Origin of the sequence: Pseudonocardia sp. DSM 110487 (genome assembly GCF_019468565.1) — a bacterium.
Lineage (GTDB): Bacteria > Actinomycetota > Actinomycetes > Mycobacteriales > Pseudonocardiaceae > Pseudonocardia.
The window spans coordinates 3557987-3582991 of record NZ_CP080521.1; the positions used below are offsets into that span (position 1 = coordinate 3557987).

Here is a 25005-nt window from a genome sequence, read left to right on the forward strand (position 1 = left end):
GATCCCCCCTGATGGATGACATGACCACGAGTGCACAGACCGGCGTCCGCCTGCAGAAGGTGCTGGCCCAGGCAGGCGTCGCGTCCCGGCGCGCCGCCGAGGAACTGATCGCGGCCGGCCGCGTGAGCGTCGACGGCAAGGTCGTGCGCGAGATGGGCCGCCGCATCGACCCCGAGACCGCCGTCGTGCACGTCGACGGCTCCCGCATCGTCCTGCAGGACGACCTCGTGCACCTCGCGCTGAACAAGCCCCGCGGCATCCTCTCCACGATGCACGACGACCGGGGCCGCCCGTGCGTGGGTGATCTGGTCGTCGAGCGCGGCATCGTCGACGAGCACTTCACCGGCTCGCCGCGGGCGCGGCTGTTCCACGTCGGCAGGCTCGACGCCGACACCGAGGGCCTGCTGCTGCTCACGAACGACGGCGAGCTCGGCCACCGGCTGATGCATCCGTCCTACGAGATCGAGAAGACCTATCTCGCCGAGGTCATCGGGCAGGTGCCGCGCGACTTGGGCAGGCGGCTGCGCGACGGTGTCGAGCTGGACGACGGCCCGGTGCGGGTGCACTCGTTCAAACTGGTCGACTCCACGCCAGGACGATCGCTGGTGGAACTCGTGATCCACGAGGGCCGCAAGCACGTCGTGCGCAGGCTCCTCGACGAGGTCGGACACCCGGTGCAGCGGCTGGTGCGCACCGCGATCGGCGACGTGCGCCTCGGCGACCAGCGGCCGGGCCGGTTCCGGCCGCTCACCCGGGTCGAGGTCGGCTCGCTCTACCGCTCGGTCGGGATGTAGTGCCCCCCGCCGGAAGTCCACCACGTATCTCGACGGCCCAGCTTCCCGCTGGGCGCACCGGCGAGCCGGCCGAGTATGTCCAATACGAGGCCGGCCCGCCGGCACACCCAGCGGAAACCTGGATCCGCCGATATACGCACCGGACTTCCGGCGGGGGGCACTAGTGCCCGTCCGCGCGATCCGCGGCGCCATCCAGGTGGACGGCGACACCCGCGAGGAGATCTTGAAGGGATCGGCGGAGCTCGTCACCGCGGTGCTGGAGCGCAACGACCTCACCGCCGACGACATCATCTCGATCGTCTTCACGGCCACCCCCGACCTCACCTCGGAGTTCCCTGCCTACGCGGCGCGGCTGCTCGGTCTCACCGACGTGCCGCTGCTGTGCGCGTCGGAGATCGCGGTGCCGGGCGCGCTGCCCCGCACCCTGCGGTTGCTCGCGCACGTCGACACCCAGCGGGCCCGCTCCGAGCTGCGCCACGTCTACCTGCGCGGCGCTGCTGCCCTGCGCACGGACCTGCCCCAGTAGGAACCGCGGAGCCGCCCGGCCGCCGGGCCACCGTATGCGACAAGGCATGATGGTTCGCGGCCCGCGGACGGCGCGCGGCAGAACCGGGCCAGCGTGGCCCGAGAACCAGGGGGCATGCGGGTGACCGGGCGGCTGCACGGGGTCGTGGCGATGGACGGTCCGTCCGGGACGGGGAAGTCGACCGTCTCGCGACGGCTGGCTCTCGTGTGCGGTGCCGCCTACCTCGACACCGGGGCGATGTACCGCGCGCTCACGCTTGCCGTGCTGCGATCCGGGCTGGACGGTACCGAGTCGGACACCGAGAAGGTCGCGGTGGCCGCCGTGGCCGACCTCGAGTCGGTGACCGACCCGTCGGCCCCGGCGATCCGCCTCTCGGGGGAGGACGTCGAGTCCGAGATCCGTGGCGGCGCCGTCACCGCTGCGGTCAGCGCGGTGTCCGCGATCCCCGCGGTCCGCGCCGCGCTCGTGGAACGCCAGCGCGCACTGATCGGCGAGGCGATCGCGGGTTGCGGCGGCATCGTCGTCGAGGGCCGGGACATCGGGAGCGTCGTGGTCCCCGACGCGCCGCTGAAGGTCTATCTCACCGCGTCCGAGAAGATCAGGGCTGCCCGGCGGGAGGCGCAGGACCGCAAGGCCGGCCGGGTCGCCGACCACGCCGTGGTGCTCGCCGACGTCCGCCGCAGGGACCGGCTCGACTCCACCCGCAAGACCTCGCCGGCGCACGCCGCCCCGGACGCCCTCGTCCTCGACACCGACGAGCTGTCGGCCGACGACGTGCTGGCGGAGCTGCTGCGGTTGGTGAAGGACCGCGGGATGGTCACGTGAGCTCGCCCGATCTGCCGCCCGACGCGTGGCCGTGGCTGCACGACCGCGGTCGCTGGCTCGGGTCCTGGATGTTCCGGCCCTTCTACCGGGTGCGCGTCCACCACGCCGAGCGGATCCCGGCGCGTGGACCCGTGGTCGTCGTCGCCAACCACAGCGCGTTCGTCGACGGGCCGCTCATTTTCGGACTATTGGGGCGCCGCGCGGTGTTCTGGGTGAAGCAGGAGATGTTCACCGGTGTCGCCGGCTGGGGTCTGCGGCGGATCGGGCAGCTGCCCGTGCGCCGCGGGGCGGCCGACCGACGCCCCCTCACGGCGGCGATCGCCGTGCTGCGCGGTGGTGGCCTCGTCGGCGTGTTCCCGGAGGGTACGCGTGGCACCGGCGATGTCGCGGCGGCGGAGCACGGTGCGGCCTGGCTGGCGCGCACCAGCGGGGCAGCGGTGCTGCCGATCGTGTCGCGGGGCACCCACCGTCCCGAGGGCTCGGGCCGCCGGTGGCGGCCGCGCGTCGACGTGGTGGTGGGGGAGCCGCTGACAATCCCTGCAGGTGGTGGGCGCGCAGGCCTCGCCGCTGCCACCGAGACCCTGCGGGCCGAGCTGGCCGGCATGGTCCGCGAACTGGACGAGTTACGGAGCACGACGTGAACGCAACCGACGACCGCGCCGCGATGGCGGCGCTGGGGCTGGACCCCGATGAGTTCGGGGAGCCCGACAGGACCGGCACCCTCGCGGGCGAGGACCCCGAGGCGGCACCGCCCGCACCGGTGCTCGCCGTCGTGGGGCGGCCGAACGTCGGGAAGTCGACGCTGGTCAACCGGCTGCTCGGCCGCCGGGAGGCGGTCGTGCAGGACATCCCCGGCGTCACCCGCGACCGCGTGGCCTACGACGCGCTGTGGAACGGGCGGCGCTTCACGCTCGTCGACACCGGAGGCTGGGAACCCGACGCGACAGGACTGCAGGCCGCCGTCGCCGCCCAGGCCGACCTCGCCATCCAGACCGCCGACGCTGTGCTGCTCGTCGTCGACGCGAGCGTCGGCGCCACGGCCACCGACGAGGCGGTGGCACGCGTCCTGCGCCGCTCGGACCGACCCGTCCTGCTCGCTGCGACGAAGGTCGACGACGACCGCCTCGTGTCGGACACCGCCGCGCTCTGGCGCTTGGGGCTGGGCGAGCCGCGCCCTGTGAGCGGCCTGCACGGGCGTGGATCCGGCGACCTGCTGGACGCGATCCTCGAGGCGCTGCCCGAGACGCCGCGCGACGATCTGGGCGCCACTGGCACCGGGCCGCGGCGCGTCGCGCTCATCGGCAAGCCGAACGTGGGCAAGTCCAGCCTGCTCAACCGCGTGTCCGGCGAGCTGCGTTCGGTCGTGCACGACGTCGCGGGCACCACCGTCGACCCGGTCGACTCGCTCGTCGAGCTCGACGGCGAGGTCTGGCGGTTCGTCGACACGGCGGGCCTGCGCAAGCGCGTGCAGACCGCGAGCGGCATGGAGTACTACGCCAGCCTCCGCACCCGCGCAGCGATCGAGGCCGCAGAGGTGGCCGTGGTGCTGATCGACGCGAGCGAGCCGATCGCCGAGCAGGACCAGCGCGTGATCACCATGGTCGAGGAGGCCGGGCGGGCGCTCGTGCTGGTGTTCAACAAGTGGGACCTCGTCGACGAGGACCGCCGCCTCGCGATGAAGCGCGAGCTGGAACGCGACCTCGTGCGCGTGCCGTGGGCCGAGCGGGTCAACGTCTCGGCGCTCACCGGCCGGGCCGTCGCGAAGATCGCGCCGGCGCTGCGCACCGCACTCGGGTCCTGGGACCAGCGGATCCCGACCGGCAGGCTCAACGGCTGGCTCGCCGACGTCATCGCCGCCACCCCGCCGCCGGTGCGCGGCGGCAAGCAGCCCAAGGTGCTCTTCGCCACCCAGGCCCAGACGCGGCCGCCGACGTTCGTGCTGTTCAGCACCGGGTTCCTGGAGGCCGGGTACCGGCGGTTCCTCGAGCGGCGGTTGCGCGAGGAGTTCGGGTTCACCGGCTCACCCGTGCGCATCTCGGTTCGGGTGCGAGAGAAGCGCAACCGTAAGGGCTGATCAGGGGGAACCTGGCTACTCTGGACGGGTGCCGGTCCGGGTGGTGCTCGCCGACGACGAGCCACTGATGCGGGCCGGGCTGCGTACGGTCCTGGAGGCCGGGGGCACGGTCGAGGTGGTCGGGCAGGCCGAGGACGGCGCCGCGATGCTCGCGGCCGTCGACGCGCACCGACCGGACGTCGTGCTCGTCGACGTCCAGATGCCCGGCGTGGGTGGGCTCGATGCGCTGCGCGTGCTCTGCGCCCGGCCGGACGCGCCGCCCGCGGCCGTGCTCACCACCTTCGACCTCGACGACTACGTCGCCGAGGCGCTGCGGCTGGGCGTGCAGGGGTTCCTGCTCAAGGACACCGAGCCGGACGCGCTGGTCCGGGCCGTGCTCGACCTGGCGGCAGGCGGTGCCGTGCTCGACCCGCGGATCACCGCGCGGCTCCTGCCGCGCCTCGCCGCCGGGACCACGCGGTCGGGTCCGTCCCGGCTCGCCGACCTGACGCCGCGGGAGATGCAGGTGCTGCGCAGGCTCGCCGCGGGCGACTCGAACGCCGCGATCGGGGACCGGCTCGGGCTCGCCGAAGCCACCGTCAAGAAGTACGTGTCGGCCCTGCTCATCAAGCTCGGCGCGGAGAACCGCGTGCAGGCCGCGCTGCTCGCACAGGGATGGGGGTTGCCGTGATCATGATCCCGGTGCCGGTACGACGGGCACTCGTCGAACTGGCCGCCGTGGTACTCCCGGCGATCGCGGTGCTGCTCGGGGTGCCGCCGTTCGAGTGGTCGGTGACCCCCGCGCTCGTGGCGTGCGCCCTGCTGCCGCTGCGGCACCTGTGGCCGCCGCTGGGGCTGCTCGGCTCGTTCGTGGCGCTGGCGGGCGGGCTGGGGTGGCCGCCCGCGATCGTCGCGCTCTACACGCTCGGCAGGCGCTGCAGGCGGGTGGTGACGTTGGTGCCGTGGCTCGTGGCCACCGTCGCCGTGGCCGTCACGCCGGTGCTGCTCACGCAGGACCTCCCCGTCGGCCGCATTGTCCTGACGATCGCGTTCGTCGCCCTGTACGCGGGGGCGCCGGCCGCACTCGGCCTGCTCGTGAGCACGCGCGCCAGCCTCACCGAGAGCCTGCGGCAGCTCGAGCGCGCACGCGAGGAGGCGCTCGCCGCCTCCCGGGACGCCGCGCGGGCACAGGAGCGGGCCCGGATCGGCAGGGAGATCCACGACGCCGTGGGCCACCACGCCACGCTGATCGCGGTGGGCGCCGCCGCAATCGCCGCCTCCACCGCCGAGGAGGACACCCGCCGCGGCGCCGAGCAGCTGCGCACCCTCGCCAAGCGCGCGCTCGCGGAGATGCGCGCCGCCCTCGGACTACTCGACGGCAGCGAGCACGTCGCCGGTCTCACCGAGATCACCGCGCTGGTGGCCGGCTCCCGCGCAGCGGGCGTTGCCGTTGATTTCGACGAGTGCGGCGACCCCGTCGAGGTCGCGCCCGGCACCGGCCGCGCCGTGTACCGCGTGGTGCAGGAGTCGCTCACCAACGCCGCTCGGCACGCCACCGGCGCCCGCGTATGCGTCCGCCTGCGCTGGCGCCCCACCGAGCTGGCCGTGGAGGTGCGCAACGGTCCCAGCACTGCCGTCGCGCGCCGTCCCGACGCGGGCGGAGGAGCGGGGCTCACCGGCCTCGCCGAGCGGGTGACCGCCGCGGGCGGTGACCTCACCGCAGGCCCGCAACCAGACGGCGGGTTCGCGGTGCGAGCGTCGTTCCCACTCGACCCACGGCCCCCGGCACGTGTGGAACCGATCCGGGAGCAGGAGCTGGCGGTCCCCTGATCGGGCGAACCGGACCTAACGGCCTCGCTACTGTTGAGTACCTACCAAAGTCGCCCTCAGCGGGCTACCGACGACGGTGGCGCGGGCGGCTCCCATTGCGGAGACTGATGCCTCCGCCGCGCCGGGCCATCGGCGCGCGGACGGTCAGGTGCAGCTGCCAGGCGCGTCGGGGGGAGCCACGACCGGCCGATCGGGGTGGATCGGCCATGGGGTAGGCTGATCGCGCCCCCTCGGGGGGTGGCCGGGACGTGGCGCAGCTTGGTAGCGCACTTGACTGGGGGTCAAGGGGTCGCAGGTTCAAATCCTGTCGTCCCGACGGCGAGATGGGGAGTTTCCCCAGGTCAGGGCCTTGATTCACGCAAGTGGATCAAGGCCCTGATTCGTGTTCGAGATGGGCCGTCTCACATGAGCTAACCGAGGCTGCCTCACCACAGGCTCTGATGTCCGCGGATTCATGATCGACTCGTCGCGTGTGAAGGATGTGCGATGTCGGTGTGGTCCGGCTCATCTGGGTCGGTTGCACCCCGCTACCTGGGCATTCGCGGGTCGTGGGCCACGGTGCCGGTTTCCTGGTGCCCTCCTGTGAGGCTGATCCCAGGACCTCGTGGATGCTCTCCCTGTCCGGTTCTGGCCGCGCGAGCTTGATGAGTTTCTGGGCGCGTCAAGTGCGGGGCGTCCTACCCGTCCGGATCAAGCCGGTGCTGGCCCAGTCGAGCGGCGTGCCTGCGTCGTCCGGCAGGATCGGTGCCCGGGGGGTACCGGTCAAGGTCGGCGCCGCACGCGGGAGCCGACGGGCGGATCGTCCTGACGGCGTCGTGATCCGAGTCGTTGGTTGCGGCGAGCAACGCGACAGTCGCGAGGGGCAGGGCGATCGAGACGGCGTTCGCGCGGTGGTCCAACTCGCCGATGAGCATGCCGGCGGCTGGCGAGACGATGCGGGGTCGCCGGGAGCCCACCGACAACACGATCTTGTCGTGCTGGAGTCACGCACATGCCACGTGCGCCGACTCGTTCACGCTCGAGACGACCGCGCCACGTCTACGCGGAATCGCGCGACAAGTTTGCGACGAATCCGCGAGCCGGTGATAACGCGAGAGGGAATCCTGGGAAGGAGCTGTGCAGCTCGAGATCCTTCCCATGCTCTTCAGGCCCGACGACGCCGATCGTGTTCAAGGGGGGACTCGAACCCGAGAACTGGCGCCACCTGCGCAATGCAGGTGTTCATGTTCCCCATGTTACTGGGGTGTACGCGGCGGTGGCCCTCGGGCCAGGGTGAGGGCGTGGCGGCAGATCCATGAGGGTGCCGCCGTCCGCGGGTGACGGCTCGGTCATGCCCTGCTGGGGCGTACAAGCCGCGCCCATCGCAGCCCCGCGCCGCGAGGAAGCCGAACTCGTCGCACATCTGCGACAGCACGTCCCCGATGCTCACCTTCGCGCGCATCCGGCTCCCCCGTCCCGGCGCCGAAGCACGTTCTGGAGTCGCTGACGGCCTACGTCCCCGCTCGCGGGGGTGACCGCGGCCCATTCGCCTCGGCCTGCCGAGAGCGTCGCGTCGGTGCCGGAGACCCGGCGCAGGACGGTCTGGAGGTGCTCGCGTGTCAGCGGCTGCGAGCGGTCGAACCCGCCGCCGTCGAAGTCCATCATGCCCAGGTGCCCCTCGAAGGGCGTCCGGAAATACATGCCGGTCGGCGTCAGGTTGAAGCCCAGGTTCAGCTTCTGCGGATCGGCGAGGGTGACGCGGGCGGCGTAGCCGGTGAATTGCGGTTCGGTCCCTACGAAGTCGAAGCCGGCCAGATCGGGCACCGTACTGCGCCCGCCGTCGCACCCCACGAGCCAGCGCGCCTGGTAGTCGCGTCCGCCGGCTCGTGCGGTGACGGTCTCGCGGTCCTGGGTCACGGCCTCTGCGGGCACGCCCCGCAGGATCTGCACGCCGAGTCTGGCTGCCCGCTCGGTCAGTACGGTCCCGACCGCGTAGAGGCTGGTCATGATGCCCTCCATCGCCGGGCCGGGCAGCCGGCACGGGAGGGCAGCGGTGTCGATGTTCACGGGGTTGAGCCGCATGCCCGCGAAATGGCTCACGTCACGAGGAGCCGGCGGCTCGACGACGTCGGCGTGCGCGCCGATCTGCTCCCCGTCGGCGCCCGAGGCTTTCAGTAGCTCGTCCAGCATCCCGCGGCGGTAGAACGACTCGACCGATCCGGCGTTCATGCCCCGTATCCCCAGCGGGAGCGCCTTCCACGGTGAGGTCCGCTCCCGCTCCCGCTCCCGCTCCCGCTCCCGCTCCCGCTCCCGCTCCCGCTCCCGCTCCCGCTCCCGCTCCCGCTCCCGCTCCCGCACCGTAGGCGCGGCCCAGGACGAAATGCGCGCCGTGGCGCTCGGCCTGTTCGACGCGGTCACCGAACACGCATGGCTCGCCGCACAGCTCGCGGTGCAGCTCACCCGGAACCCCTGGGGGCCGGTGAGCTTGCGGATCTTCGAGAGCATCGGCCGCCCGGTCCGCACACTGGGCGTGCCGCAACACGACTGGTTCACCACGACCTCGACGCTGGTCCACTACATGCTCGGCGCCACCACCCAGAACGCCGGCGACAGCAGCGTCGCCGGCTCCGGAGCGGGCCGCGCTGATTTCCTCGACGCCGCATCCAGGGCATGGCACGAGCTCGACCCCGACGACTACCCGTTCATCCGGGCCATCGCAGACCAGATGCGCGAGCACGACGACCGAGAACAGTTCCTCACCGGCATCGACCTCGTCCTCACGGGCATCGTCACCTGCCACCGACCTGGCGGCTTTTGATGAGACGGCGCTCAGGGACCCCGGCGCCGCGATGGTCCGGCCGCCGGTTTCCAGCTCCTGGTCGATCAGGGCCAACCCGCGTTCCCGGGTTCGTCGATCCGGGCGACGAGGAGGTCGGCGTCGGTCACCGTCTTCTCGGTGTACGCCACAGGCGGATTAGGCCGCACGTGGGTGGCAAGCTCCTCCGGTGAGAGGCCGGACAGCAGGGGTCCGGCCCACCGCCGACGCAGCTGCTGGCACCTTGGCGCCCGGGGCCGGTCGGGTCGTCATGACGCGGCGGACTGCCGTGGCCCGCCGGGTGCCGTTCGCGCGAGGTGGGGGAGGCGTTCGAGCTCCTGCGCAGCGGGCTGGTCGGCAAGGTTGCTGTGGAACTGGTCCGTTGACATCGCAGGCTGCCGAGGCCCGGTCGCCGCAGCGGTCCTCGATCGGCTGGTGCGACCGCCGGGGCTGCGGAGAAGATCCCTGCCGCGGCGACGGTCACGCCGGCGAGTCCTCTTCCCGCGACGGGGGTCCCAGCCGGGCGAGCGCGGCGGCGCTCGGACCGCCGGGGTCTGCGGTGTAGATCACGAGCCGCAGGTCGGTGCCGGGCAGCAGGAGGGTACGGCGTTCCAGCTCCAGCTCGCCGAGCTCGGGGTGATGCAGGCGTTTGCGCAGCGTCGGCCGGGGTCGCACGTCGTGGCTGCGCCATGCGGCGGCGAAGTCCGGGCTGTGCGCGGCGATCTCGTTGACCAGCTCGCCGAGCGCGCGGTCTGCAGGGTGGCGGGCGCTGGTCGCGCGTAGTTCGGCGGCGGATTGCCGAGCGAACTCGCCTTCCCCGCCGGCTGGGGCCGAGCAGAGGGTGTCGCCCAGCCGGACGGCCAGCCGCAGGGTGTTGCGCTCCTCGGCGGGCAGCAGCTCGAAGTCGGTGATCAACGCCGCCGCTGCGGCGTTCCAGGTCAGGATGTCCTCTCGTTCGTCGACCAGGTAAGCGGGAATGGGCCCGAGTTGGTGCAGCAGCCGTCGGGCGTCGGCGGGCACGGGCGCGCGGTCGGTGTCGCTGCTGGGCGGGGCTTGCCCGGCCAATCGGGACAGGTGCTCGCGCTCCGCGGTGGTGAGCCGCAGCGCCGTGCCCAGCGCTGCCAGCACCTGGGGCGACGGATGCGGTCCGCGGGCCTGCTCGAGCCGCTCGTAGTAGCTGGTGGACACCCCGGCCAGGCCTGCCACCTCTTCCCGGCGCAGCCCGGGCGTGCGTCGGCCACGCCGACCGGTCGGGCGGGTGCCCTGCACCTGGTCCGGGTGCAGCGCTTCCCGCCGGCGGCGCAGGAAGTCCGCCAGTTCGCCTTTGCTCACCATGACAGGTTGGCACGGCGGCGCCCGTTTCATCCACGGACCGCCGGTCCGGGGCTCACCCGTCCGTTCCGAAACCACGGCCTCGCCGCCACGTTGGTGTTCTCGCACCCACGAAACGTTGGAGGACCACGGTGTCACGCACACCTGAGGAGACATTCCGTCGGTTGCTGGATCTACTGCTGGCCAAGGACATGGATGCCATCGCCGACCTGTGGGCGGACCACGGCACCGCCGCATTCCCTTTTGCCGAGGGCGCCTCGCCCCGGCGGCTGGACGGGCGCGAGGCTGTCCGCGACTACCTGGCCGGCTATCCGGAACACATGGACGTGCAGTCCGTGCCGACGATCACCGTGCACCACACCCAGCAGTCGGACACCATCGTGGTGGAGTTCACCGCGCACGGCTACACGGTGCGCACTGGCGAGCCCTACCGGTTGGACTACATCACGGTGGTCACCACCCGAGATGGCCTGATCACCCGCTACCGGGACTACTGGAGTCCGCTGGCCGCGGCCGAGGCGGCCGGCATGCTGCCCGAACTGCTCGGCTCGTTGCGCCCGGAGGGCGCCCGATGACCGCGGTGCTGGTCACCGGCGGCACCGGGAAGACCGGGACCGTGCTGGCAGAGCTGTTGCGCGGGAGCGGTGTGCCGGTCCGGGTGGCCAGCCGCAACCCGTCGGCCGGTGACCCCGAGGCGGTCCCGTTCGACTGGGACGACCCGGCCACCCATCCGGCGGCACTGCGCGGGACGGACCAGGTCTACCTGGTGCCCCCACCCCACGCAGTGGATCCGATGCCGCTGGTCGGGCCGTTCCTGGCCGAGGCGGAACGCCTCGACGTGCGCCGGGTGGTGCTGCTCGGCTCCGCCATAGAATTGCCGAACGCCCCCGGCGCGCTGGAGCTGGCCGCGCGAGTGCGGGCCCGGCCCGGCTGGGTGGTGTTGCGCCCGTCCGGGTTCATGCAGAACTTCCTGAGCCCTCATCCGTTGGGCGACCGGATCAGGCGACACGGCGAGATCCGCACTGCTGCCGGTACCGGCCGGGTGGGGTGGATCGACGCCCGGGACATCGCTGCCGCCGCCTCCGCGCTCCTGACCGACCCGGACGGCCGCACCGCCGACCAGCGCGATTACCTGCTCACCGGGCCGAAGGCGCTCAACTACCAAGACGCAGCAGCGATCATCACGGCCCAGACCGGCCGGCCGATCCGGGTCGAGCCCATCGGGGTCGACGACGCGGCGCTCAGCTACCGGGCCACCGGGATGCCGACTTCGCTCGCCAACGCTCTCGCCGCAGTCGACGCCGGCCTCACCGCTGGCCGGGAGGACCGGATCACCACCGCCGTGCTGGACCTGACCGGCTGCCCACCCCGCACCTTCGCCGAGTTCGTCCGTGGCCACGCGACCGAGTGGGCGAACTGAGGGTCGTGGGAGCTACCCGATTATGGTGGCCGGGTGACGGAGGAGGCCAAGGCGGCCCGGCAAGACCGTAGGCGCCGCGGCCTCAGCCACCCCGGCCCGAGCGTTGTCGCGGCAACGGAGGCGGCGACGGATGTCAGAATCGTGCGCACCGCGGTATGTACGGAGCAGGTGAGCGGCGGCTTTGCGCTCTCACGAGGACCGCCCACCGAACCCACGGCGACGGCGCGGGTTGGTGCGCTGCGCGGTGTGCCAGCGCAAGATGTCGGGCGAGATGGTGCGCAAGAACGGGTACTACCGGTGCGCCGCACGAACCCTCGCGCCCGGATCGGCCGCGCTTGCCGACCACCCGCTCACGGTCAACCTGCGTGAGGACGTGATCGTCGATGCGCTGAACCGGTGGATCGGGCGCCTGCTCGACCGCGAGAACCTCGACCAGACCGTGGCGCAGCTGCTCGGCTCGCAGCCGGCCAGCGGGGTGCCGACCGATTCGAGCGCTGCGAAGGCCAAGCGGGCTGACGCGGAACGTCGCCTGCAGCGGTTCCAGGACGCGATCGCGGCCGGTGCCGATCCGGCCGCTGTCGTCGAGCCCATGAACCAGGCGCAGGCCGAACGAGCGGCAGCGCAGGCGGAGATCGACGCTGTCTCGAAGCAAGGCACGGCACTCGACGTCGCAGAGGTCTACGCCATGATCGACTCGCTGGGCGACGTGGGCGCCACGCTTTCGGAGGCCAAACCGACGGCACTCAACCGGCTGTACCGGGAGCTGAACGTCAGCGCCATCTACCTGCCAGAGGAGCGGGCCGTGGATGTCACGGCCCGACCCCGTGTGGATAGTGCGCGTGTCCGAGGAGCGAGGTACCCACACGCCCCCACATCCACGGCGGCAAGTCGGTGTGTGATCACGAGGCGTATCCCCGTGACGGCCGTGTCCTGAGGTCCTGCGAGCCCGCCCTGGGCACCGCAGACTGTGACTGAATGTAGTCGGGGTAAAGAAACCATGGCGCGGCCATGTCGAAGTCGCGACGTGGACACCGATCCGCAAAGGTCTCCACGGTTCACAAGACACGGGATCGGGCCCCGACGGACAAGGAACTGAGCAGTGTGACCGTCTGCCTTCCCGGCGGCCGCCCTCCTGCACAGGCGGCCTCCCCGGACTCTGCCGAGTCCGCCGTTTGCCACGGCAAGATCATATATTGGAGTGGTGATCAACAAGGCCTCAGGCCGATCATAGAAGAGCGTTCCCGTCAATCCGCCATTCAATGCAAATAACATTGTTTGACGACGGCGTGGAACAAATGTACAGTCCGAATGATTCGACGTTAGATGTCGATCGTTGGCGCCGACGGCACGGCCTGCGTCGGACGCAAGCCGACATGGAGGGTGGAGTGCGGCGGGACGGACCAATCGAAACTGGCGTCCTGTACTGTGCCGACAACCTCCGTCAGTTGACAGCCCTGCCAACCGAAACCGTCGACCTAGTATATCTAGATCCGTCATTCTTCTCGAATCGACGCTATGAAGTAATCTGGGGCGACGAGGCAGAGGTGCGGTCGTTTGAGGATTGCTGGGAAGGTGGAATTAACGTCTACGTAGACTGGATGCAACGGCGTTGCCGGGAGCTGCATCGCGTCCTAAAATCCACAGGGTCCTTGTACTTGCACTGCGATCCGCATGCAAGTCACTATCTCAAGGTCATGCTGGATGGAATATTCGGCATGGGCAATTTCCGAAACGAAGTAATATGGCGCCGTATGGGCTCTCACGCGAAGTCTTGAAGAGGGCTTCGGTGTTTTTCGCCAAGGAACTCGACCGCCCCGCGACGAAGTGATCCGCTACATCGACGAGCACAAGGATCGCTTCGGGGTCGAGGCCATCTGCCGGATCTTGCGTCCGGCACCGTTACGGGTGGCCGGCACGGTCAAGCCCGTGCCGGCCGTCTGCTCTACGGGTCCAGACGCGGGCGCGGCGGCCTCGCGGGCGTAGTCGGTGAGGCCCTTGGTTGGTGGCCTGGGACCTCCTGGACGTGAATCTTCACCTCGCCGTCGACCGGCGGCCTCTCGACAACCAGTATGCCGGCGTCGGCCTCGGGCACGCCCTGGGAGCTTCGTGACTACTTCAACCGTTGGCGGATGCGTTGACGTGCCCAGAGTGCCGAGACCGTGGGCACGATCGCGGGGCGTTCATCGCGGCCGGAGGCTCAGGAACCAGCCACGTTTGTGGCGCGGTCCAGCCGGTGGATCGGATCCACTCGGCCAGGTCCAGGGTGGCCGGCTCGATCGCCCGCACCACCGCAAGATCCGACGGGTGTTCCGCCGCCTTCGCGAACTGGCGGAACATCGCCCTGTCGAGGTCGCTGGGAAGCACGCTCAACGGGAGGGCCTCGTAACGTGCCGGGAGCCCGGCGCGCGCGCCGAACGCCGCGGCGATCTGAGGGCCCGTCAGCTCGTCGCCGACGAGCTCGACGGCTCCGCCGGGTGCCTCCGCGGTGTCGAGCAGGAGCGCGGCGGCGACCCGGCCGATGTCCCTGACCGAGATCATCTTCAGGGCGACGTCCTCCGGCAGCGGCAGTCTCAGCACGATCTCTCCGTGCTCCAGGCTCGGTGCCATCACCTCCATGAAGGGGGCCGGGCGAACCATCGCGGCCCTGAGGCCGGACTTCCTCAGATGCTCCTCGATCGAGTGCTTCGAGTCATGGTGCGGCACACCCGACTCCCGGTCCGCGCCGAAGACCGAGTTGAACACGACGTGCGGGACGCGTGCCGCGACCGCCGCGTCGACCAGCGCGGTGCCGATGCGGATCTCCGTCTCGACCTCTTCGAGGTTGTTCGCCTCCGGGGTCATGAAGTAGAACGCCTCGACCGCCGTCAGCGCGGCGGCCAACGACGCCGGGTCGTCGGTCCGGATGGCCGCCAGCTCGACGCCGCGGGCGGCCAGCGCCTGAGCCCGGTCGGACTGCGGGTTGCGGACCAGGGCCCGCACCGGGGCCTTGTGGTCCAGCAGCGCGTCGACCACCGCCCCGCCCTGTTGCCCCGTCGCGCCGAAGACTGCGATCGTGCCGGTCGTCTGTGTGGCGGTGGGGGAGGACGACGCGGGCGCGGCGTCCTCGAGCTTGATCTGTTGTGACATGTCTCCACGATGCGGTCTGCGGCGCCAGGCGCACCACCGGTATCGCGCCAGGTTCTTCCGATAACCCGCCAGTGGCGGGGTAGCCTCGATCGCGTGTCCGACCCCAGCGGCGAGCCGAGCTTCTGCACCGACGATGCGCCGTTGTCGGCGCCGCTGGCCCATGGCGCCGACGTGGCCGCGCACTTCCACGACTACGGCCAGCTCCGCTACGCCGCGCGTGGGGCCCTGGTCACAGCGACCCAGGTGGGCACCTGGGTGGCGCCGGCCAGTCGGATCATGTGGGTGCCGCCCTTCGCGGTGCACAGCAGCAAGGCGTACGGCGAGACGGACATCCGGGTGCTGTCGCTGCCCGTGACGCTGACCGGACAGCTGCCGGCCGAGCCGTCGGTCTTCGTGGCGAGCGCGTTGCTGCGCGAGGCCTATCTGGCTCTGATGAGTGAGGGCGAGCCGCTGGAGAGCCCCCGTGCGCGGCTGCTGATCGACGTCGTACTCGCCGAGCTCGCCCGCGCCGCACAGGAGCCGCTGCGCCTCCCGGAGCCGAGCGACCGGCGTCTCATGGCGGTCACCGACCTGCTCCACGTGGACCCAGCAAGCCCGGCGACCCTGGCCGAGCTGGGCCACCGCACCGGCGCCAGCGAACGCACCCTGAGCCGACTGTTCGGCAGCGAGCTGTCGATGAGCTTCCACCAGTGGCGCACCCTGCTGCGCATCCAACGGGCGCTGATCGAGCTCAGCGACGGTGCCTCGGTCACCGACACGGCGATCCGGCTGGGCTGGTCGAACCCCAGCAGCTTCATCGACGCCTTCACCGAGCTGGTCGGTCAGACACCCGGCCGCTATCGCTCGTCGGCTCGGTCCTCCCGCAGCTCCCATGGGTGAGAGGTTGGCGGGGTAGCCGTAGTTCCTGGCGGAACATCGGTCGCAGCCCAATTGTGCGGGAGCCCACGCTGGAAGGGTGACTCCCTCCGCCACCACCCAGAGCTCCTCGCCAGCATCGACGGCCTCGGCCGGTGCGACGCTGAGCGATCTCATCGTCCAGTCACGGTGTATGTGGTGCGTGCGGAAGCTCGGTTTGGCTCTGTCCGTGAGTCATGACCGCCGATGTGCGTGAGTTTCAACCGCAGCTGCGATGCGCCTGCCTGATCAATGTCGGTGAGATTTGACCGCACTTGCCGCCAGCGGGCGGCGTCGTCGGGGTGCCGGCTGGCCCCGTAACGGTCAGTCGGCGGACAGATGCGTTCGCGGGCGGCCGCGGCCGTCGGGAACTCGGCGCGGATGGTGGGCAGCCGCACCATCCGTCCCGTCGCGCCTGCGGCGCTCGACGCGATCCTGTCAGCTGATGACGACGGGAAGCTCGAATGCGGCGAAGACCGCGGGATCCTGGAAGACGACCGTGTGCGAGATCTTCCCGCCGGTGACGGTGAAGACCTGCAGCGTGTGCAGCCGGTGTCCGCCGTCGGGCTCCGGTGCGTACGCGGCGACGGCCGGCTGACCGTTGGCGGCGGTCGGCACCATCCGCCAACCCACGCCACGCATCGCGAAGACGCGCCGGATGAAGGCGCCGTAGTCGTCCCGGCCCACGTACCACAGCGGGACGGGCGGCATCTCCAGGATCGCGTCCTCGGTGAGCAGCTCGACCAGTGCGTCGACGTCGCCGGCCTCGAACGCCCGTACGTAGGCCTCCACCGCGTCGCGGACGCCGCGGTCTTCGGCAGGGGTGACCTCGTCCTCGACGACATCCGCCAACCCGGCTCGTGCGCGCTGCAGTGCGCTGTTGACGGAGGCGACCGACGTGTCGAGCAGCCCGGCGACCTCGGCCGCGCTGAACTCCAGCCCTTCACGCAGCACCCAGACGGCGCGTTGGCGAGCCGGCAGTAGTTGCATGGCCGCTACCAGCGCGAGCCGCATGCTGCCGCGTCGCACTGCCTGGTCCGCGGGGTCGTCGGGGAACGGCTGCAACCAGGGCACCTCGAACGATGGCAGCAGCGGCGCGTCGGGGTCGGTGCTCGGCGGGCCGAGCCCGGAGGGGAGCGGCCGGCGCGCCTTGCTTTCCAGCGCGGTCAGGCAGACGTTGGTCGCGATGCGGTACAGCCAGGTGCGGACCGACGCCTTGCGCTCGTCGTAGCGTTCGCGCGCCTTCCAGGCCCGCAGCAGCGTCTCCTGCACCAGATCCTCGGCCTCGTGGACCGACCCGAGCATCCGGTAGCAGTAGGCCACGAGCTCGCGCCGGTGCTGCCCGGTGGCCGACTCGAAATCGATGGCGCTCATCGCGATGAGTATCGCGGGCCCCGCCGGTATGTACGGCATCGAGTCACACCGACCGAGCGAGGAGTTCGTCATGGGCAATGTGATCGTCATCGAGTACGTCACGCTGGACGGCGTCGTCGAGGACCCGGACGGGTCGGGGGGCACACCGGCCGGCGGCTGGATGTTCCGACACGGCCCCGAGCCCGTCGAGGGCGACAAGTTCGGGATGGGGCCGGTGCTCGACACCGGCGTCATGCTGCTGGGCCGCACGACCTGGGATACCTTCTCGAAGATCTGGCCGAGCCGGACGGACGAGTTCTCGACCGCGCTGAACAACATCCCGAAGGTGGTCGCCTCGCGCTCGCTGACCAGCACCGACGCGTGGCAGAACTCGTCGCTGATCAAGGACGATGTGATCAGCACGGTGCGCAGGGAAGATCGGGATGTCATCGTCACCGGCAGTCTCGGCATCGTGCGCGAGCTCGCCGAGCACGACCTGATCGACGAGTATCGGCTCATCGTCCTCCCGACCGTCGCCGGCACGGGCCGTCGCCTGTTTGCCGACGGCACCCCGCCCGTCGACCTGGAGCTCACCTCGGTCGAGCAGAAGGGGGCCGGCGTGCTCCTGCGCTATCGCCGAGCTCGCTAGTGCTCCCCAGTCATGGTCCACGCGACCGAGGTCGGGTCGCCGATGCAGCAGCCCTAGGAGGGTCCTGAACAACTCGGGCCGTAGCGAGCGGCGTCCAGGTGGTGTCCTCGCAAGGCGGACGATCGCGCCGATACCGCTGTTGTATCGGCGCGATCGTCCAACGCGGCGAGGGCGCCGCTTGGGCGCCGCGCAGTAGGTCCGAGTTGTTCAGGGCGCTCCTAGGCGGGTGACGGTGTCGACGGTCAGCTCCCGGCCTCGGTCGTGACGACGAGCCACGTCAATGGCAGTAGATGCTGGGGTCGAGCAGTCAGAACAGCATGGTCTGCGCAGGGTCGATCCGCAGCAGGACAGCGCGCACCGCCGCGTCGTCCCAGCCGTCGCGGACCGCGGCGGCCAGCTGGCGGGATCGTTCGGCGAGCATCACCGCGCACCTCCGCGCCCCGATGCTGACACCGTTGCGCGCACTCGAGTGCGGTCAAAACTCACCGACATCGACTCCGGCCGTTCAAGGGTGCGGTCGAGACTCACGCACATCTGCGGTCACCACTGACGGACAGAATCATCGGTTCTCTTCGCGCTCACGGATTCGCTTGAGCGATCTCGCCACCCCACTGCGCCGGCCCTATCGGGATTCGACCAGGCGGCGGGCGACCTCGACACGGACTTCCTGCTCAGCCGTGGCCAGGTCGAGGCCGAGCTCCGCCAGCACATCGCTGGCCGAACCGCCGACGTGCAGCAGCCCGAGAAGGACGTGCTCGGTCCCCACGAAACCGTGATCGAGATCAGCTGCGGCGCGGGTGGCGTGCTCGAGCGCGGCCTTCGCCGGCGGCGTGAACGGCGGCTTCGCGGGCGGGGCAGCGGCTTCCGCGGGAGGAAGCTTCCCAAGGATGACGGTGTTCGCGGCGTCGGCGGAGCCAGCGTGCCGGATGATCAGCTCCGATCCGATTCCCTGGGGTTCTCCGAGGAGCCCGAGCAGGAGGTGCTCGGGTCCGACGTGCTGGTTGCGATGGTGGCGGGCGGCTTCTTGAGCAAGGACCACGACGTGGCGGGCGCGGCCGGTGAACCTGGAGAAGAGCCCACGACGGCTCTGCTGGGCGGCCTGCCGGGAGACCCCGAGCGCCTCACCGATCGCAGTCCATGAAGCTCCGGTCGTCTTGGCGGCGCTCACGAAGTGCCCGACCAGCTGATCGCCGGTATCGGCTAGGAGGTACGCAAGGTTCTGCGCCTTGGTGACGCGCTCGACCGGCGCGTCGGAGGGGACTGCTCGTTCGACCTCGGCGATCAGCTCGCGCAGGTGAATGCTCGGCGATGGCGGCATCTGTCAAGCCTGGATTGACGCCCCACTGCTGTCAAGCGGAGATTGACGCCGCATCAGCTTCGATGAGACCCACATCAGCTACCGCCGCCTCGGCATCAGCCTGCCCCCGTCGGCATCACCCCTGGTGAGACCGGACAGGTCCCTGAGGTGAGCTAGGCCGGCCACCGGGCGACGGGATCGGATATCTGGGTTTATCCGACGTGACGCCATGAGCTTCGATTGCGCCTACCTTATTCATAATCAATTTCACGATTGCGTAATCGCAACCGAGCAGTATCCAGTCGCCTCCGAACTGCCCCGGCTGCAGCCCGATCGTTGAGGATGTTGGCCTGACCAGGCGCCAAACCAGGCCCGTTCCTCGTCGTGACGGCGCAGTCAGCGTGCACGACCAGGCCGCATACCATCGCATGAGGGTGATCATCTGACGGTGGGCGACCTGGTCGTCTGGTCAGCCTGCCGGTGCGGTGGTCTTGCTCGGAGCCTCTTTGATGACGGTCGCGCGTAGTCGGTCGGCTCTGGTGGAGCCGAGTGCCCACTGTTCGATCATCTGCCTGCGCCCGGGCACCTGCCCGGTGATGCGTTCGCGCTCGCGCAGCCAGTCGAGGATGTGGTCGTCGGGCACTCCTCCGGCCGGGATGCGGTCGTTGTGCCTGTGTTCTGGCACGCTTGGCTGCCCAGCCGGGTTCGAGGCATCCCGCGGGTGTTGACGGGGCGCAGCGTGCTCGAGCTCGTACAGGTGCCCGTTCGTGCCCGCCGGTCCGTGCCCGTTGTTGGCCGTGGGCTCGGCGGGCACCTCGTTCCGTGGGTGCCTGGTCTCGCTGTCGTGGCGGGCTCCGCGGGTCTGCGGTGCCCGTGCTTGGCGACCGGGCTTGATGGGCAGGTGTCCGGGCGCGAGTTGGGCGTCGTTGGGCACATGACCGGTCAACTCGCCGCGCCGTGCGCCGGTGGCGATCGATTGCTGTTGGGTCGGGTATGCGACGAGCGCAACCAGTTCGAGTGTGATCGCTAGGCAGTTCGAGTGTGATCGCTAGGCAGATCGGTGGCCACAGGGCGACGACGAGGTCTGCGACTACTCAGCGGCGACGTGCCTGATCTCCGATCTGCTCCCAGACGAGTACATCCGCTCGAAGCCGGCGGCTTCCGGCGGCATTGCAGGCCCACGATGGCGTGGTGGCGAAGCGGTAGCGCCTACACCCCTTCGAACCAGTGGTCGTCGAGCTGGTGCGCATGTGCGACATAGAGCTTCCTCGTGACAGCGGCGCGATTCCCACTCACCAGCAGCCGTGCGGCGGTCACACGTCCGTGTGCCGCGAGGAACCGCACGGCGGGCAGGACGTCGCCGCTCATCTTCGGTGTCAGCTTCCCGACGCGCTCACCGTTGACACGCACCTCCACGATGTCCCGCGTCGCCCGAGCAAGCTGCTCAATGACGTGATGCAACGTCGCGTACACCCATTGCTGGCCGTCCGTGCCGGGGATCGCGGCGAGCTGGTCAAGGCGTGAGGTCGTGTCGTGGACTTGAATCGTCGACCCGTCGGGTAGCAGGACGTGCGGCTCTTGCGGTGTGCTGTTAGTGGGTAGCAGCAGGTGCGGTTCGTCGAGCGCAACGTGAACCCCTGCGCCGTATCGCGTGACCGTCGCGTCTTGGTTGGGGTCCCGGTCTTCGTAGTCGCCAGCCCAGATCCGGGCGGTGACCGTCGGTCGCCGACCTGATGCATAGATCTGGTCGAGCGCCGGGCGATACCGCCGTGCGTCCTCTCGCGGCAGGTAGCCGATCCGCTGTTCGTCGGTGTGTACCGCTACAGCGTGCGGATCGAAGCGGTTGGTCGGTTCACGAACGAACGTGGCTACTGCGCGGTGTTCGGTGCCCTTCGACGGTGTTCGGCTCCGACCACGGATCGAAGCGCAAACAGGTGCGCCCGCGCGATGGTCGCGGTCAGCGGTGCGATCGGGTTTCGTCGGGCTGGTCATGCCACACCTCGTCCGCCTCGTCGTCAGCGCGGGTCATGCACGGGTGCTCGTCGTGACCCCGCTCGTGGGAGCGATCTTCATCGAGTGGGTCGACGTGCTCTCGCGCACCCTTGTCGCGCCGCGTGAACTCCTGCTCGGGACCATCACCGCGCTGGTCGGGGTGCCGGTGTTCGTCGTCTTGATGCGCCGCAAGGCGTACCTGTTAGGGAGCCGCTAGTGGATGTCCGCCGGAACGGGCTATCCGTCGTCGTCGATGGGAAGGCCCTGGTGCGGGAGCTGTCCCTGGATGTCGCCGAGCGGCAGGTGGTCGGACTGATCGGACCCAACGGCAGCCGGAAATTCACCGCCCTGCGGTGCATCTATCGGGCGCTGCGCCCAACCGTCGGCGCGGGCTGGTCGGGGTGATGACGTGACTGCCCTGAGTCGATGCGAGAGCGCTCGCCGGGGTCGCAGCCCTGACCCAGGAGGGCGGATCGGATCGCGACTTCACCGTAGCCGAGACCCGTGGGACCTCGCCTGGTGGCGCGACGAACCCGACGAGCAGGAACGAGAAGACGATGCCGACGATCCCCGCGGCCAGTGCCTGCGCGAACGAGATCCCGAACCCGAGCGCGAACGCGCCGTAACTCAGCCCGAGCACGGCGCCGAGGCCGGTCACGATGATGAGGGCGGGCAGGTGCCAGGTGAGCACCGCCGGTTCGACGACGATCCCGCGGTTCGCTGCGAGGCGTCCGCAATGAATATCATTGCAACATGCCTGCTGCTCGCGTGAGCGACACCCGCCGCGCGTTCGACACCGCTGCAGCCGACTTCACTGCACTCGGGCACCACCTGTGGGGTCCCATCGGGGCGGCGACTGTGCGGGCAGCGGGACCGGGTGCCGGCGACCGCGTCCTCGATGCCTGTTGTGGCACCGGGGCTTCGGCCATTCCGGCGGCCCGTCTGGTCGGACCGGGCGGTGTGGTGGACGCGGTCGATCTGTCGGGTCCGATGATCGACGAACTGCGCAGGTTGTCGACGGGCCTACCGCAACTGCGCGCTCATCAGGCCGACGTGACGGGGTGGGATGATGGTGGCTACGACGTGGTTCAGTGCGCGCTCGGCGTCTTCTTCTTCCCCGATATGACGGCCGGCGCCGAATGGTTGATCGGCCTGGCCCGCCCAGGGGGGCGGGTCGTGTTCACCATCTGGCGCGGCGCGGCGATGCAGGCCGCCGGTCGGCATCTCGGCCGCGCGGTGGCCGCGGCCACCGACACCCCGATGCCCGGTGAGCGGAAGCCTCACCTGATCGACCGGATCAACCAGCCGGACAGCTACGCCGCCTGGCTGGCCGAGCGCGGCCTGGCCAACGCCGAGGTCGTGGTACACGAGCTGTCCTTGACCATGACCCCCGACGTGGCATGGCTGGTGATCACCGGTTCTGGGTTCCGGGGGGCCCTCGCCGATCTCGATCCTGGCACTGTCGAGTCGGTGCGCCGGCATTACCTCGACTCCCTCCGTGCCGACGGGCTAACCGAGCTGGACGCCACCACACTGATCGGGGTTGGCACCACTCGGCCGTGATCCGATCGCACTGCGGCACGGCACCCGCACCGGAGGCGGGGCAGGCGGGCCGCAAGGCCCCGCATTCGATCGTCGATCACAGGAGCGCTCGACCTCGCGCCGCGCGAACTCAGCACCTCGCTGCGGCGCGCATTGCCGACGAGACCCTCGGCAATGCGTTCACGACGATCGTGGTCACGGGTCGCTCGTAGCGGCGCAGATTTACGCGGCATCCAACCGTCGCTCTCCCGAACCCGGCATGCAGAAGGCCGTGGCGGCCGTCGCCCGCGGTGGGAAATCGCTGGTCATCGACCAAGGCTCGGTCATGTCCGGATGGTGTCGGCGCGGATGGCCGGCTCGACACTCCAGGGGGTGCACGACGGCCTGGAGCTCGACGCCACCGACCAGGTCCCCGCGCTGCGCGCTGGGCACTTTGTTCGGGACACCCGACACGTCGAGGTCGCCGTCGCCGTCGCCGTCGCCGGAAGAACAGGAGCGGGCGGGGCATGGATTGCTCGTCAGGGTGCCTTCGATGAGTCGGTGACCGCGTCACGGCAGTTCCTGCAGATGCCGACGACGTCGGTCTGCCGCGGGTCGGGCATGAAGTCCTCGTCGGCGCGGATGCGATCGAGCACCGATTCCAGCTCGTCGGCGGGGCGCTCGACGACGGTCCGGCAATCGCGGCAGACCAGGTGGTGATGTCGTCCGTACCGGCAGTGGCGGTAGCTGTCCTGGCCATCGAGGTGGAACACGTGGACCAGGTCGACAGCGGCGAGGGCGTGCAGCGTGCGGTACACGGTGGCCAGCCCGATTCGGTGCCCCTGCTCGCGCAGCAGGAGGTGGATGTCGCCTGCGCTGAGCGCCTGAGCCCGCCCGTCCAGGACGGCGAGCACGGCACACCGGGCCGCGGTCGCCGTGAGTCCCGCGCGTCGAATCTCTGCTGCTGTGTCGTGATGTGTCATCGCTTCCCCGTCAAAGGGTGGATCGGCCCGGCCGCCCGTTCGCCGGCGACACACGGCCGGTGTGTCGAATGCGGGTGCCGACGGAGCGGACCAGCGCGGCGAGGGCGACCTCCGTGGCGGCGAGCACACCGACGGTGGGTCCCGCGGGCAGCCCGAGGTGATAACTCACCATCAACCCGACCAGTCCGGCCGCGACGCCCAGGCCCGCGGCGAGGAACAGGACACGCCGGATGCGGAGGGACAGCAGCCGAGCTGCCGCGGCGGGTGCGATGCAGAGGGTGAGCGCCATCAGTACCCCGACGGTCGTGAGGCTGATGACGACGACGAGGCCGAGAGCAACGATGACTGCGGTGTCGACCAGGCCTGTTCGTATGCCGAGCGTGCGGGCGTGTGCGGCGTCGAACGTCGTGGCGACCAGCAGGGGTAGGGACGTCGCCACCGCGAGGACGACCAGTCCCGCGACCACCAGCTCGGCGATCACATCGGCGGTGGTGACTGTCAAGGGATTGCCGAACAGCACGTGTGTGAGTGCACGGGGATCGGCCGACTGTGAGACGCCGATGATGCCGAGCGCGAACAGGCACTGCCCGGCGACCCCGATGGCGCTGTCCTCGGAGAGCCGGACGTGGATCACCAGCACTGCGACCAGTAGCGCCATCGCCATCGCGGCGACGAGCCCGCCCACCAGTAGCGACGCTCCGAGCAGCGCCGCGGCGGCCACACCCGCGAGGATGGCGTGGCTCATCGCGTCGGTCAGGTACACCAGACGCCTGGTGGTCGCCCACACGCCCGCGACCGGGGCGGCGACCCCGACGGCGAGCGTCGCGGCGCACGCCCGTTGCATGAACGGGTATGCGAGCGGCTCGGTCAGCCAGCCGGCGACGCTCACGGCAGCACGCCTCCGAGCACCGCGGGTATCGACGGTTCCCCGGCGAGGCCAGTCGCCAGGATCTCGTCAGCGGGTCCGTCTGCGAGCACGCGACCGTCGAGGAGCACGGCCCGCCCGAACACCCTGCGCGCCAGCGGCAGGTCGTGGAGCGCACAGCAGACCGCCGTGTCCGCGGCGGCGAGATCGGTCAGCGTGGCCAGTACGGCGTCGAGGCTGTCGGCGTCGAGCCCGTCGAACGGCTCGTCGAGCAGCAGGAGGTCCGGCTCCTGCGCCAGCGCTCGTGCCAGCAGCACACGCTGCGCTTGGCCGCCGGACAGTGCACCGACTGGCCGCTGCGCCAACGCGCCCAGGCCCAGCCGGGCGATGGCCGTCTCGATGGCGTCCCGGTCGGTGGTGTCCGGACGCCGCCACCACCTCCGCGTCGAGATCCTGCTGGTCGCGACCGCCTGCCAGACCGAGATCGGCAGGTCCCAGCGCGGCGTTGCACGCTGGGGGACGAAGGCTATCCGCACATCGGAGGACGGCGATTCGCTCCTGGCCGGGGGAACGCGCTCCGGAGATCGCCGGACGATGGTGCCGTCGTGGGGGACGAGACCGGCGAGGGCGCGTAACAGGGTGGACTTGCCGACCCCGTTTCGGCCGACGAGGGCGACCGACTCGCCCGCGGCCAATGTCAGGTCGACGTCCTCGACCGCCGTGATGTCCCCGTACCGCACGGTCAGACCGT

26 protein-coding genes, 1 tRNA gene and 1 pseudogene are annotated in these 25005 nt (G+C 70.4%); 17 read left to right on the forward strand and 11 right to left on the reverse strand.

The features are described 5' to 3' along the window. Window positions 1–20: 20 nt before the first annotated feature. The 8 genes from K1T35_RS16605 to K1T35_RS16640 all read left to right on the forward strand — a co-directional run bounded on the left by K1T35_RS16605 (window position 21) and on the right by K1T35_RS16640 (window position 6344). Window positions 21–794: a pseudouridine synthase gene (locus K1T35_RS16605; RefSeq protein WP_220261040.1), complete on the forward strand. Its 774-nt coding sequence runs from the start codon at window positions 21–23 to the stop codon at window positions 792–794. A gap of 163 nt (window positions 795–957) precedes the next feature. Next, window positions 958–1320 carry a chorismate mutase gene (gene aroH / locus K1T35_RS16610; protein ID WP_220261041.1) on the forward strand — a complete coding sequence of 121 codons (363 nt, stop codon included), beginning with the start codon at window positions 958–960 and terminating at the stop codon, window positions 1318–1320. Between the two features lie 114 nt (window positions 1321–1434). Beyond that, complete coding sequence (gene cmk, locus K1T35_RS16615) at window positions 1435–2145, forward strand: (d)CMP kinase (RefSeq protein WP_220261042.1); 711 nt, start codon at window positions 1435–1437, stop codon at window positions 2143–2145. Beyond that, window positions 2142–2786, forward strand: a complete 645-nt coding sequence (locus K1T35_RS16620; RefSeq protein ID WP_255622000.1) for a 1-acyl-sn-glycerol-3-phosphate acyltransferase — start codon at window positions 2142–2144, stop codon at window positions 2784–2786. Before cmk ends, K1T35_RS16620 begins: the two co-directional genes overlap by 4 nt. Window positions 2787–2809: 23 nt before the next feature. After that, complete coding sequence (der, locus tag K1T35_RS16625) at window positions 2810–4219, forward strand: ribosome biogenesis GTPase Der (protein ID WP_220262656.1); 1410 nt, start codon at window positions 2810–2812, stop codon at window positions 4217–4219. A 28-nt stretch (window positions 4220–4247) separates the two neighbouring features. Next, window positions 4248–4889, forward strand: coding sequence for a response regulator transcription factor (locus K1T35_RS16630; protein ID WP_220261043.1), 642 nt, complete (start codon window positions 4248–4250; stop codon window positions 4887–4889). Between the two features lie 11 nt (window positions 4890–4900). Continuing rightward, window positions 4901–6028, forward strand: a complete 1128-nt coding sequence (locus tag K1T35_RS16635; protein WP_255622005.1) for a sensor histidine kinase — start codon at window positions 4901–4903, stop codon at window positions 6026–6028. Window positions 6029–6270: 242 nt separating this feature from the next. Further along, a tRNA-Pro gene (locus K1T35_RS16640) sits at window positions 6271–6344 on the forward strand. Between the two features lie 1109 nt (window positions 6345–7453). On the opposite strand, the gene K1T35_RS16645 is transcribed toward K1T35_RS16640, so the two are convergent. Continuing rightward, window positions 7454–8365 carry an FAD-dependent monooxygenase gene (locus tag K1T35_RS16645; RefSeq protein WP_255622008.1) on the reverse strand — a complete coding sequence of 304 codons (912 nt, stop codon included), beginning with the start codon at window positions 8363–8365 and terminating at the stop codon, window positions 7454–7456. Between the two features lie 22 nt (window positions 8366–8387). Here K1T35_RS16645 and K1T35_RS16650 point away from each other — a divergent pair, with 22 nt between their 5' ends. Continuing rightward, window positions 8388–8825 (forward strand): TetR/AcrR family transcriptional regulator C-terminal domain-containing protein, encoded by a 438-nt coding sequence (locus K1T35_RS16650; protein WP_370645386.1) that lies wholly within the window; start codon window positions 8388–8390, stop codon window positions 8823–8825. A gap of 477 nt (window positions 8826–9302) precedes the next feature. Here the strand turns inward: K1T35_RS16650 and K1T35_RS16655 are convergent, their stop codons facing one another. After that, window positions 9303–10154, reverse strand: coding sequence for a helix-turn-helix transcriptional regulator (locus tag K1T35_RS16655; RefSeq protein ID WP_255622010.1), 852 nt, complete (start codon window positions 10152–10154; stop codon window positions 9303–9305). 131 nt (window positions 10155–10285) lie between these two features. On the opposite strand from K1T35_RS16655, the gene K1T35_RS16660 reads away from it, so the two are divergent. The 4 genes from K1T35_RS16660 to K1T35_RS49765 all read left to right on the forward strand — a co-directional run bounded on the left by K1T35_RS16660 (window position 10286) and on the right by K1T35_RS49765 (window position 13349). Continuing rightward, on the forward strand, window positions 10286–10729 hold the full coding sequence (locus K1T35_RS16660; RefSeq protein WP_220261047.1) for a nuclear transport factor 2 family protein: 444 nt from the start codon (window positions 10286–10288) through the stop codon (window positions 10727–10729). Further along, window positions 10726–11574: an NAD(P)H-binding protein gene (locus K1T35_RS16665; RefSeq protein ID WP_220261048.1), complete on the forward strand. Its 849-nt coding sequence runs from the start codon at window positions 10726–10728 to the stop codon at window positions 11572–11574. Before K1T35_RS16660 ends, K1T35_RS16665 begins: the two co-directional genes overlap by 4 nt. A gap of 244 nt (window positions 11575–11818) precedes the next feature. Then, the gene (locus K1T35_RS16670; protein ID WP_220261049.1) at window positions 11819–12508 is read left to right on the forward strand and encodes a hypothetical protein; all 690 of its coding nucleotides are present in this window, start codon (window positions 11819–11821) and stop codon (window positions 12506–12508) included. 439 nt (window positions 12509–12947) lie between these two features. Then, on the forward strand, window positions 12948–13349 hold the full coding sequence (locus K1T35_RS49765) for a DNA methyltransferase (RefSeq protein ID WP_370645387.1): 402 nt from the start codon (window positions 12948–12950) through the stop codon (window positions 13347–13349). 340 nt (window positions 13350–13689) lie between these two features. Here K1T35_RS49765 and K1T35_RS16680 read toward each other — a convergent pair whose 3' ends face one another. Next, the gene (locus tag K1T35_RS16680) at window positions 13690–14700 is read right to left on the reverse strand and encodes an NmrA/HSCARG family protein (protein ID WP_255622013.1); all 1011 of its coding nucleotides are present in this window, start codon (window positions 14698–14700) and stop codon (window positions 13690–13692) included. A gap of 93 nt (window positions 14701–14793) precedes the next feature. Here K1T35_RS16680 and K1T35_RS16685 point away from each other — a divergent pair, with 93 nt between their 5' ends. Then, a complete protein-coding gene (locus K1T35_RS16685; RefSeq protein ID WP_220261051.1) occupies window positions 14794–15579 on the forward strand; it encodes an AraC family transcriptional regulator in 786 nt (261 codons plus the stop codon). 453 nt (window positions 15580–16032) lie between these two features. Here K1T35_RS16685 and K1T35_RS16690 read toward each other — a convergent pair whose 3' ends face one another. Next, window positions 16033–16968 carry a sigma-70 family RNA polymerase sigma factor gene (locus K1T35_RS16690; protein ID WP_220261052.1) on the reverse strand — a complete coding sequence of 312 codons (936 nt, stop codon included), beginning with the start codon at window positions 16966–16968 and terminating at the stop codon, window positions 16033–16035. Between the two features lie 70 nt (window positions 16969–17038). Here K1T35_RS16690 and K1T35_RS16695 point away from each other — a divergent pair, with 70 nt between their 5' ends. Then, window positions 17039–17596, forward strand: coding sequence for a dihydrofolate reductase family protein (locus K1T35_RS16695; protein ID WP_220261053.1), 558 nt, complete (start codon window positions 17039–17041; stop codon window positions 17594–17596). A gap of 622 nt (window positions 17597–18218) precedes the next feature. Here the strand turns inward: K1T35_RS16695 and K1T35_RS16700 are convergent. The 3 genes from K1T35_RS16700 to K1T35_RS16710 all read right to left on the reverse strand — a co-directional run bounded on the left by K1T35_RS16700 (window position 18219) and on the right by K1T35_RS16710 (window position 20813). Continuing rightward, window positions 18219–18914: a Clp protease N-terminal domain-containing protein gene (locus K1T35_RS16700; RefSeq protein WP_220261054.1), complete on the reverse strand. Its 696-nt coding sequence runs from the start codon at window positions 18912–18914 to the stop codon at window positions 18219–18221. Between the two features lie 448 nt (window positions 18915–19362). Further along, window positions 19363–19578, reverse strand: a complete 216-nt coding sequence (locus tag K1T35_RS16705; protein ID WP_220261055.1) for a hypothetical protein — start codon at window positions 19576–19578, stop codon at window positions 19363–19365. A gap of 524 nt (window positions 19579–20102) precedes the next feature. Then, window positions 20103–20813, reverse strand: coding sequence for an HIRAN domain-containing protein (locus K1T35_RS16710; protein WP_370645510.1), 711 nt, complete (start codon window positions 20811–20813; stop codon window positions 20103–20105). 24 nt (window positions 20814–20837) lie between these two features. Here K1T35_RS16710 and K1T35_RS16715 point away from each other — a divergent pair. Then, window positions 20838–21102 (forward strand): annotated as a pseudogene (locus K1T35_RS16715) (iron chelate uptake ABC transporter family permease subunit); the annotation flags it as partial. A 123-nt stretch (window positions 21103–21225) separates the two neighbouring features. Here K1T35_RS16715 and K1T35_RS48875 read toward each other — a convergent pair. Next, window positions 21226–21576 carry a hypothetical protein gene (locus tag K1T35_RS48875; protein ID WP_255622017.1) on the reverse strand — a complete coding sequence of 117 codons (351 nt, stop codon included), beginning with the start codon at window positions 21574–21576 and terminating at the stop codon, window positions 21226–21228. 62 nt (window positions 21577–21638) lie between these two features. On the opposite strand from K1T35_RS48875, the gene K1T35_RS16725 reads away from it, so the two are divergent. Continuing rightward, entirely contained in the window at window positions 21639–22448 is an 810-nt protein-coding gene (locus K1T35_RS16725) for a class I SAM-dependent methyltransferase (protein ID WP_220261058.1), read from the forward strand. Between the two features lie 497 nt (window positions 22449–22945). On the opposite strand, the gene K1T35_RS16730 is transcribed toward K1T35_RS16725, so the two are convergent. From K1T35_RS16730 to K1T35_RS16740, 3 genes are read right to left on the reverse strand one after another with little or no spacing between them, the layout of a single operon-like run. Then, on the reverse strand, window positions 22946–23389 hold the full coding sequence (locus K1T35_RS16730; protein WP_255622019.1) for a Fur family transcriptional regulator: 444 nt from the start codon (window positions 23387–23389) through the stop codon (window positions 22946–22948). A 10-nt stretch (window positions 23390–23399) separates the two neighbouring features. Beyond that, complete coding sequence (locus tag K1T35_RS16735) at window positions 23400–24278, reverse strand: metal ABC transporter permease (protein WP_220261060.1); 879 nt, start codon at window positions 24276–24278, stop codon at window positions 23400–23402. Further along, complete coding sequence (locus K1T35_RS16740; RefSeq protein WP_220261061.1) at window positions 24275–24994, reverse strand: metal ABC transporter ATP-binding protein; 720 nt, start codon at window positions 24992–24994, stop codon at window positions 24275–24277. The genes K1T35_RS16735 and K1T35_RS16740 overlap by 4 nt, the downstream gene beginning before the upstream one ends. Window positions 24995–25005: the final 11 nt, after the last annotated feature.

What these genes read in the sequence shown, in the direction of transcription:
- K1T35_RS16680 (WP_255622013.1), bottom strand. Translation starts at nt 14,700, where the DNA reads ATGTCACAACAGATCAAGCTCGAGGACGCCGCGCCCGCGTCGTCCTCC.
- K1T35_RS16695 (WP_220261053.1), top strand. Translation starts at nt 17,039, where the DNA reads ATGGGCAATGTGATCGTCATCGAGTACGTCACGCTGGACGGCGTCGTC.
- der (WP_220262656.1), top strand. Translation starts at nt 2,810, where the DNA reads ATGGCGGCGCTGGGGCTGGACCCCGATGAGTTCGGGGAGCCCGACAGG.
- K1T35_RS16700 (WP_220261054.1), bottom strand. Translation starts at nt 18,914, where the DNA reads ATGCCGCCATCGCCGAGCATTCACCTGCGCGAGCTGATCGCCGAGGTC.
- K1T35_RS16690 (WP_220261052.1), bottom strand. Translation starts at nt 16,968, where the DNA reads ATGAGCGCCATCGATTTCGAGTCGGCCACCGGGCAGCACCGGCGCGAG.
- K1T35_RS16725 (WP_220261058.1), top strand. Translation starts at nt 21,639, where the DNA reads ATGCCTGCTGCTCGCGTGAGCGACACCCGCCGCGCGTTCGACACCGCT.
- K1T35_RS16730 (WP_255622019.1), bottom strand. Translation starts at nt 23,389, where the DNA reads ATGACACATCACGACACAGCAGCAGAGATTCGACGCGCGGGACTCACG.
- K1T35_RS49765 (WP_370645387.1), top strand. Translation starts at nt 12,948, where the DNA reads ATGGAGGGTGGAGTGCGGCGGGACGGACCAATCGAAACTGGCGTCCTG.
- K1T35_RS16605 (WP_220261040.1), top strand. Translation starts at nt 21, where the DNA reads ATGACCACGAGTGCACAGACCGGCGTCCGCCTGCAGAAGGTGCTGGCC.
- cmk (WP_220261042.1), top strand. Translation starts at nt 1,435, where the DNA reads ATGCGGGTGACCGGGCGGCTGCACGGGGTCGTGGCGATGGACGGTCCG.
- K1T35_RS16650 (WP_370645386.1), top strand. Translation starts at nt 8,388, where the DNA reads ATGCGCGCCGTGGCGCTCGGCCTGTTCGACGCGGTCACCGAACACGCA.
- K1T35_RS16665 (WP_220261048.1), top strand. Translation starts at nt 10,726, where the DNA reads ATGACCGCGGTGCTGGTCACCGGCGGCACCGGGAAGACCGGGACCGTG.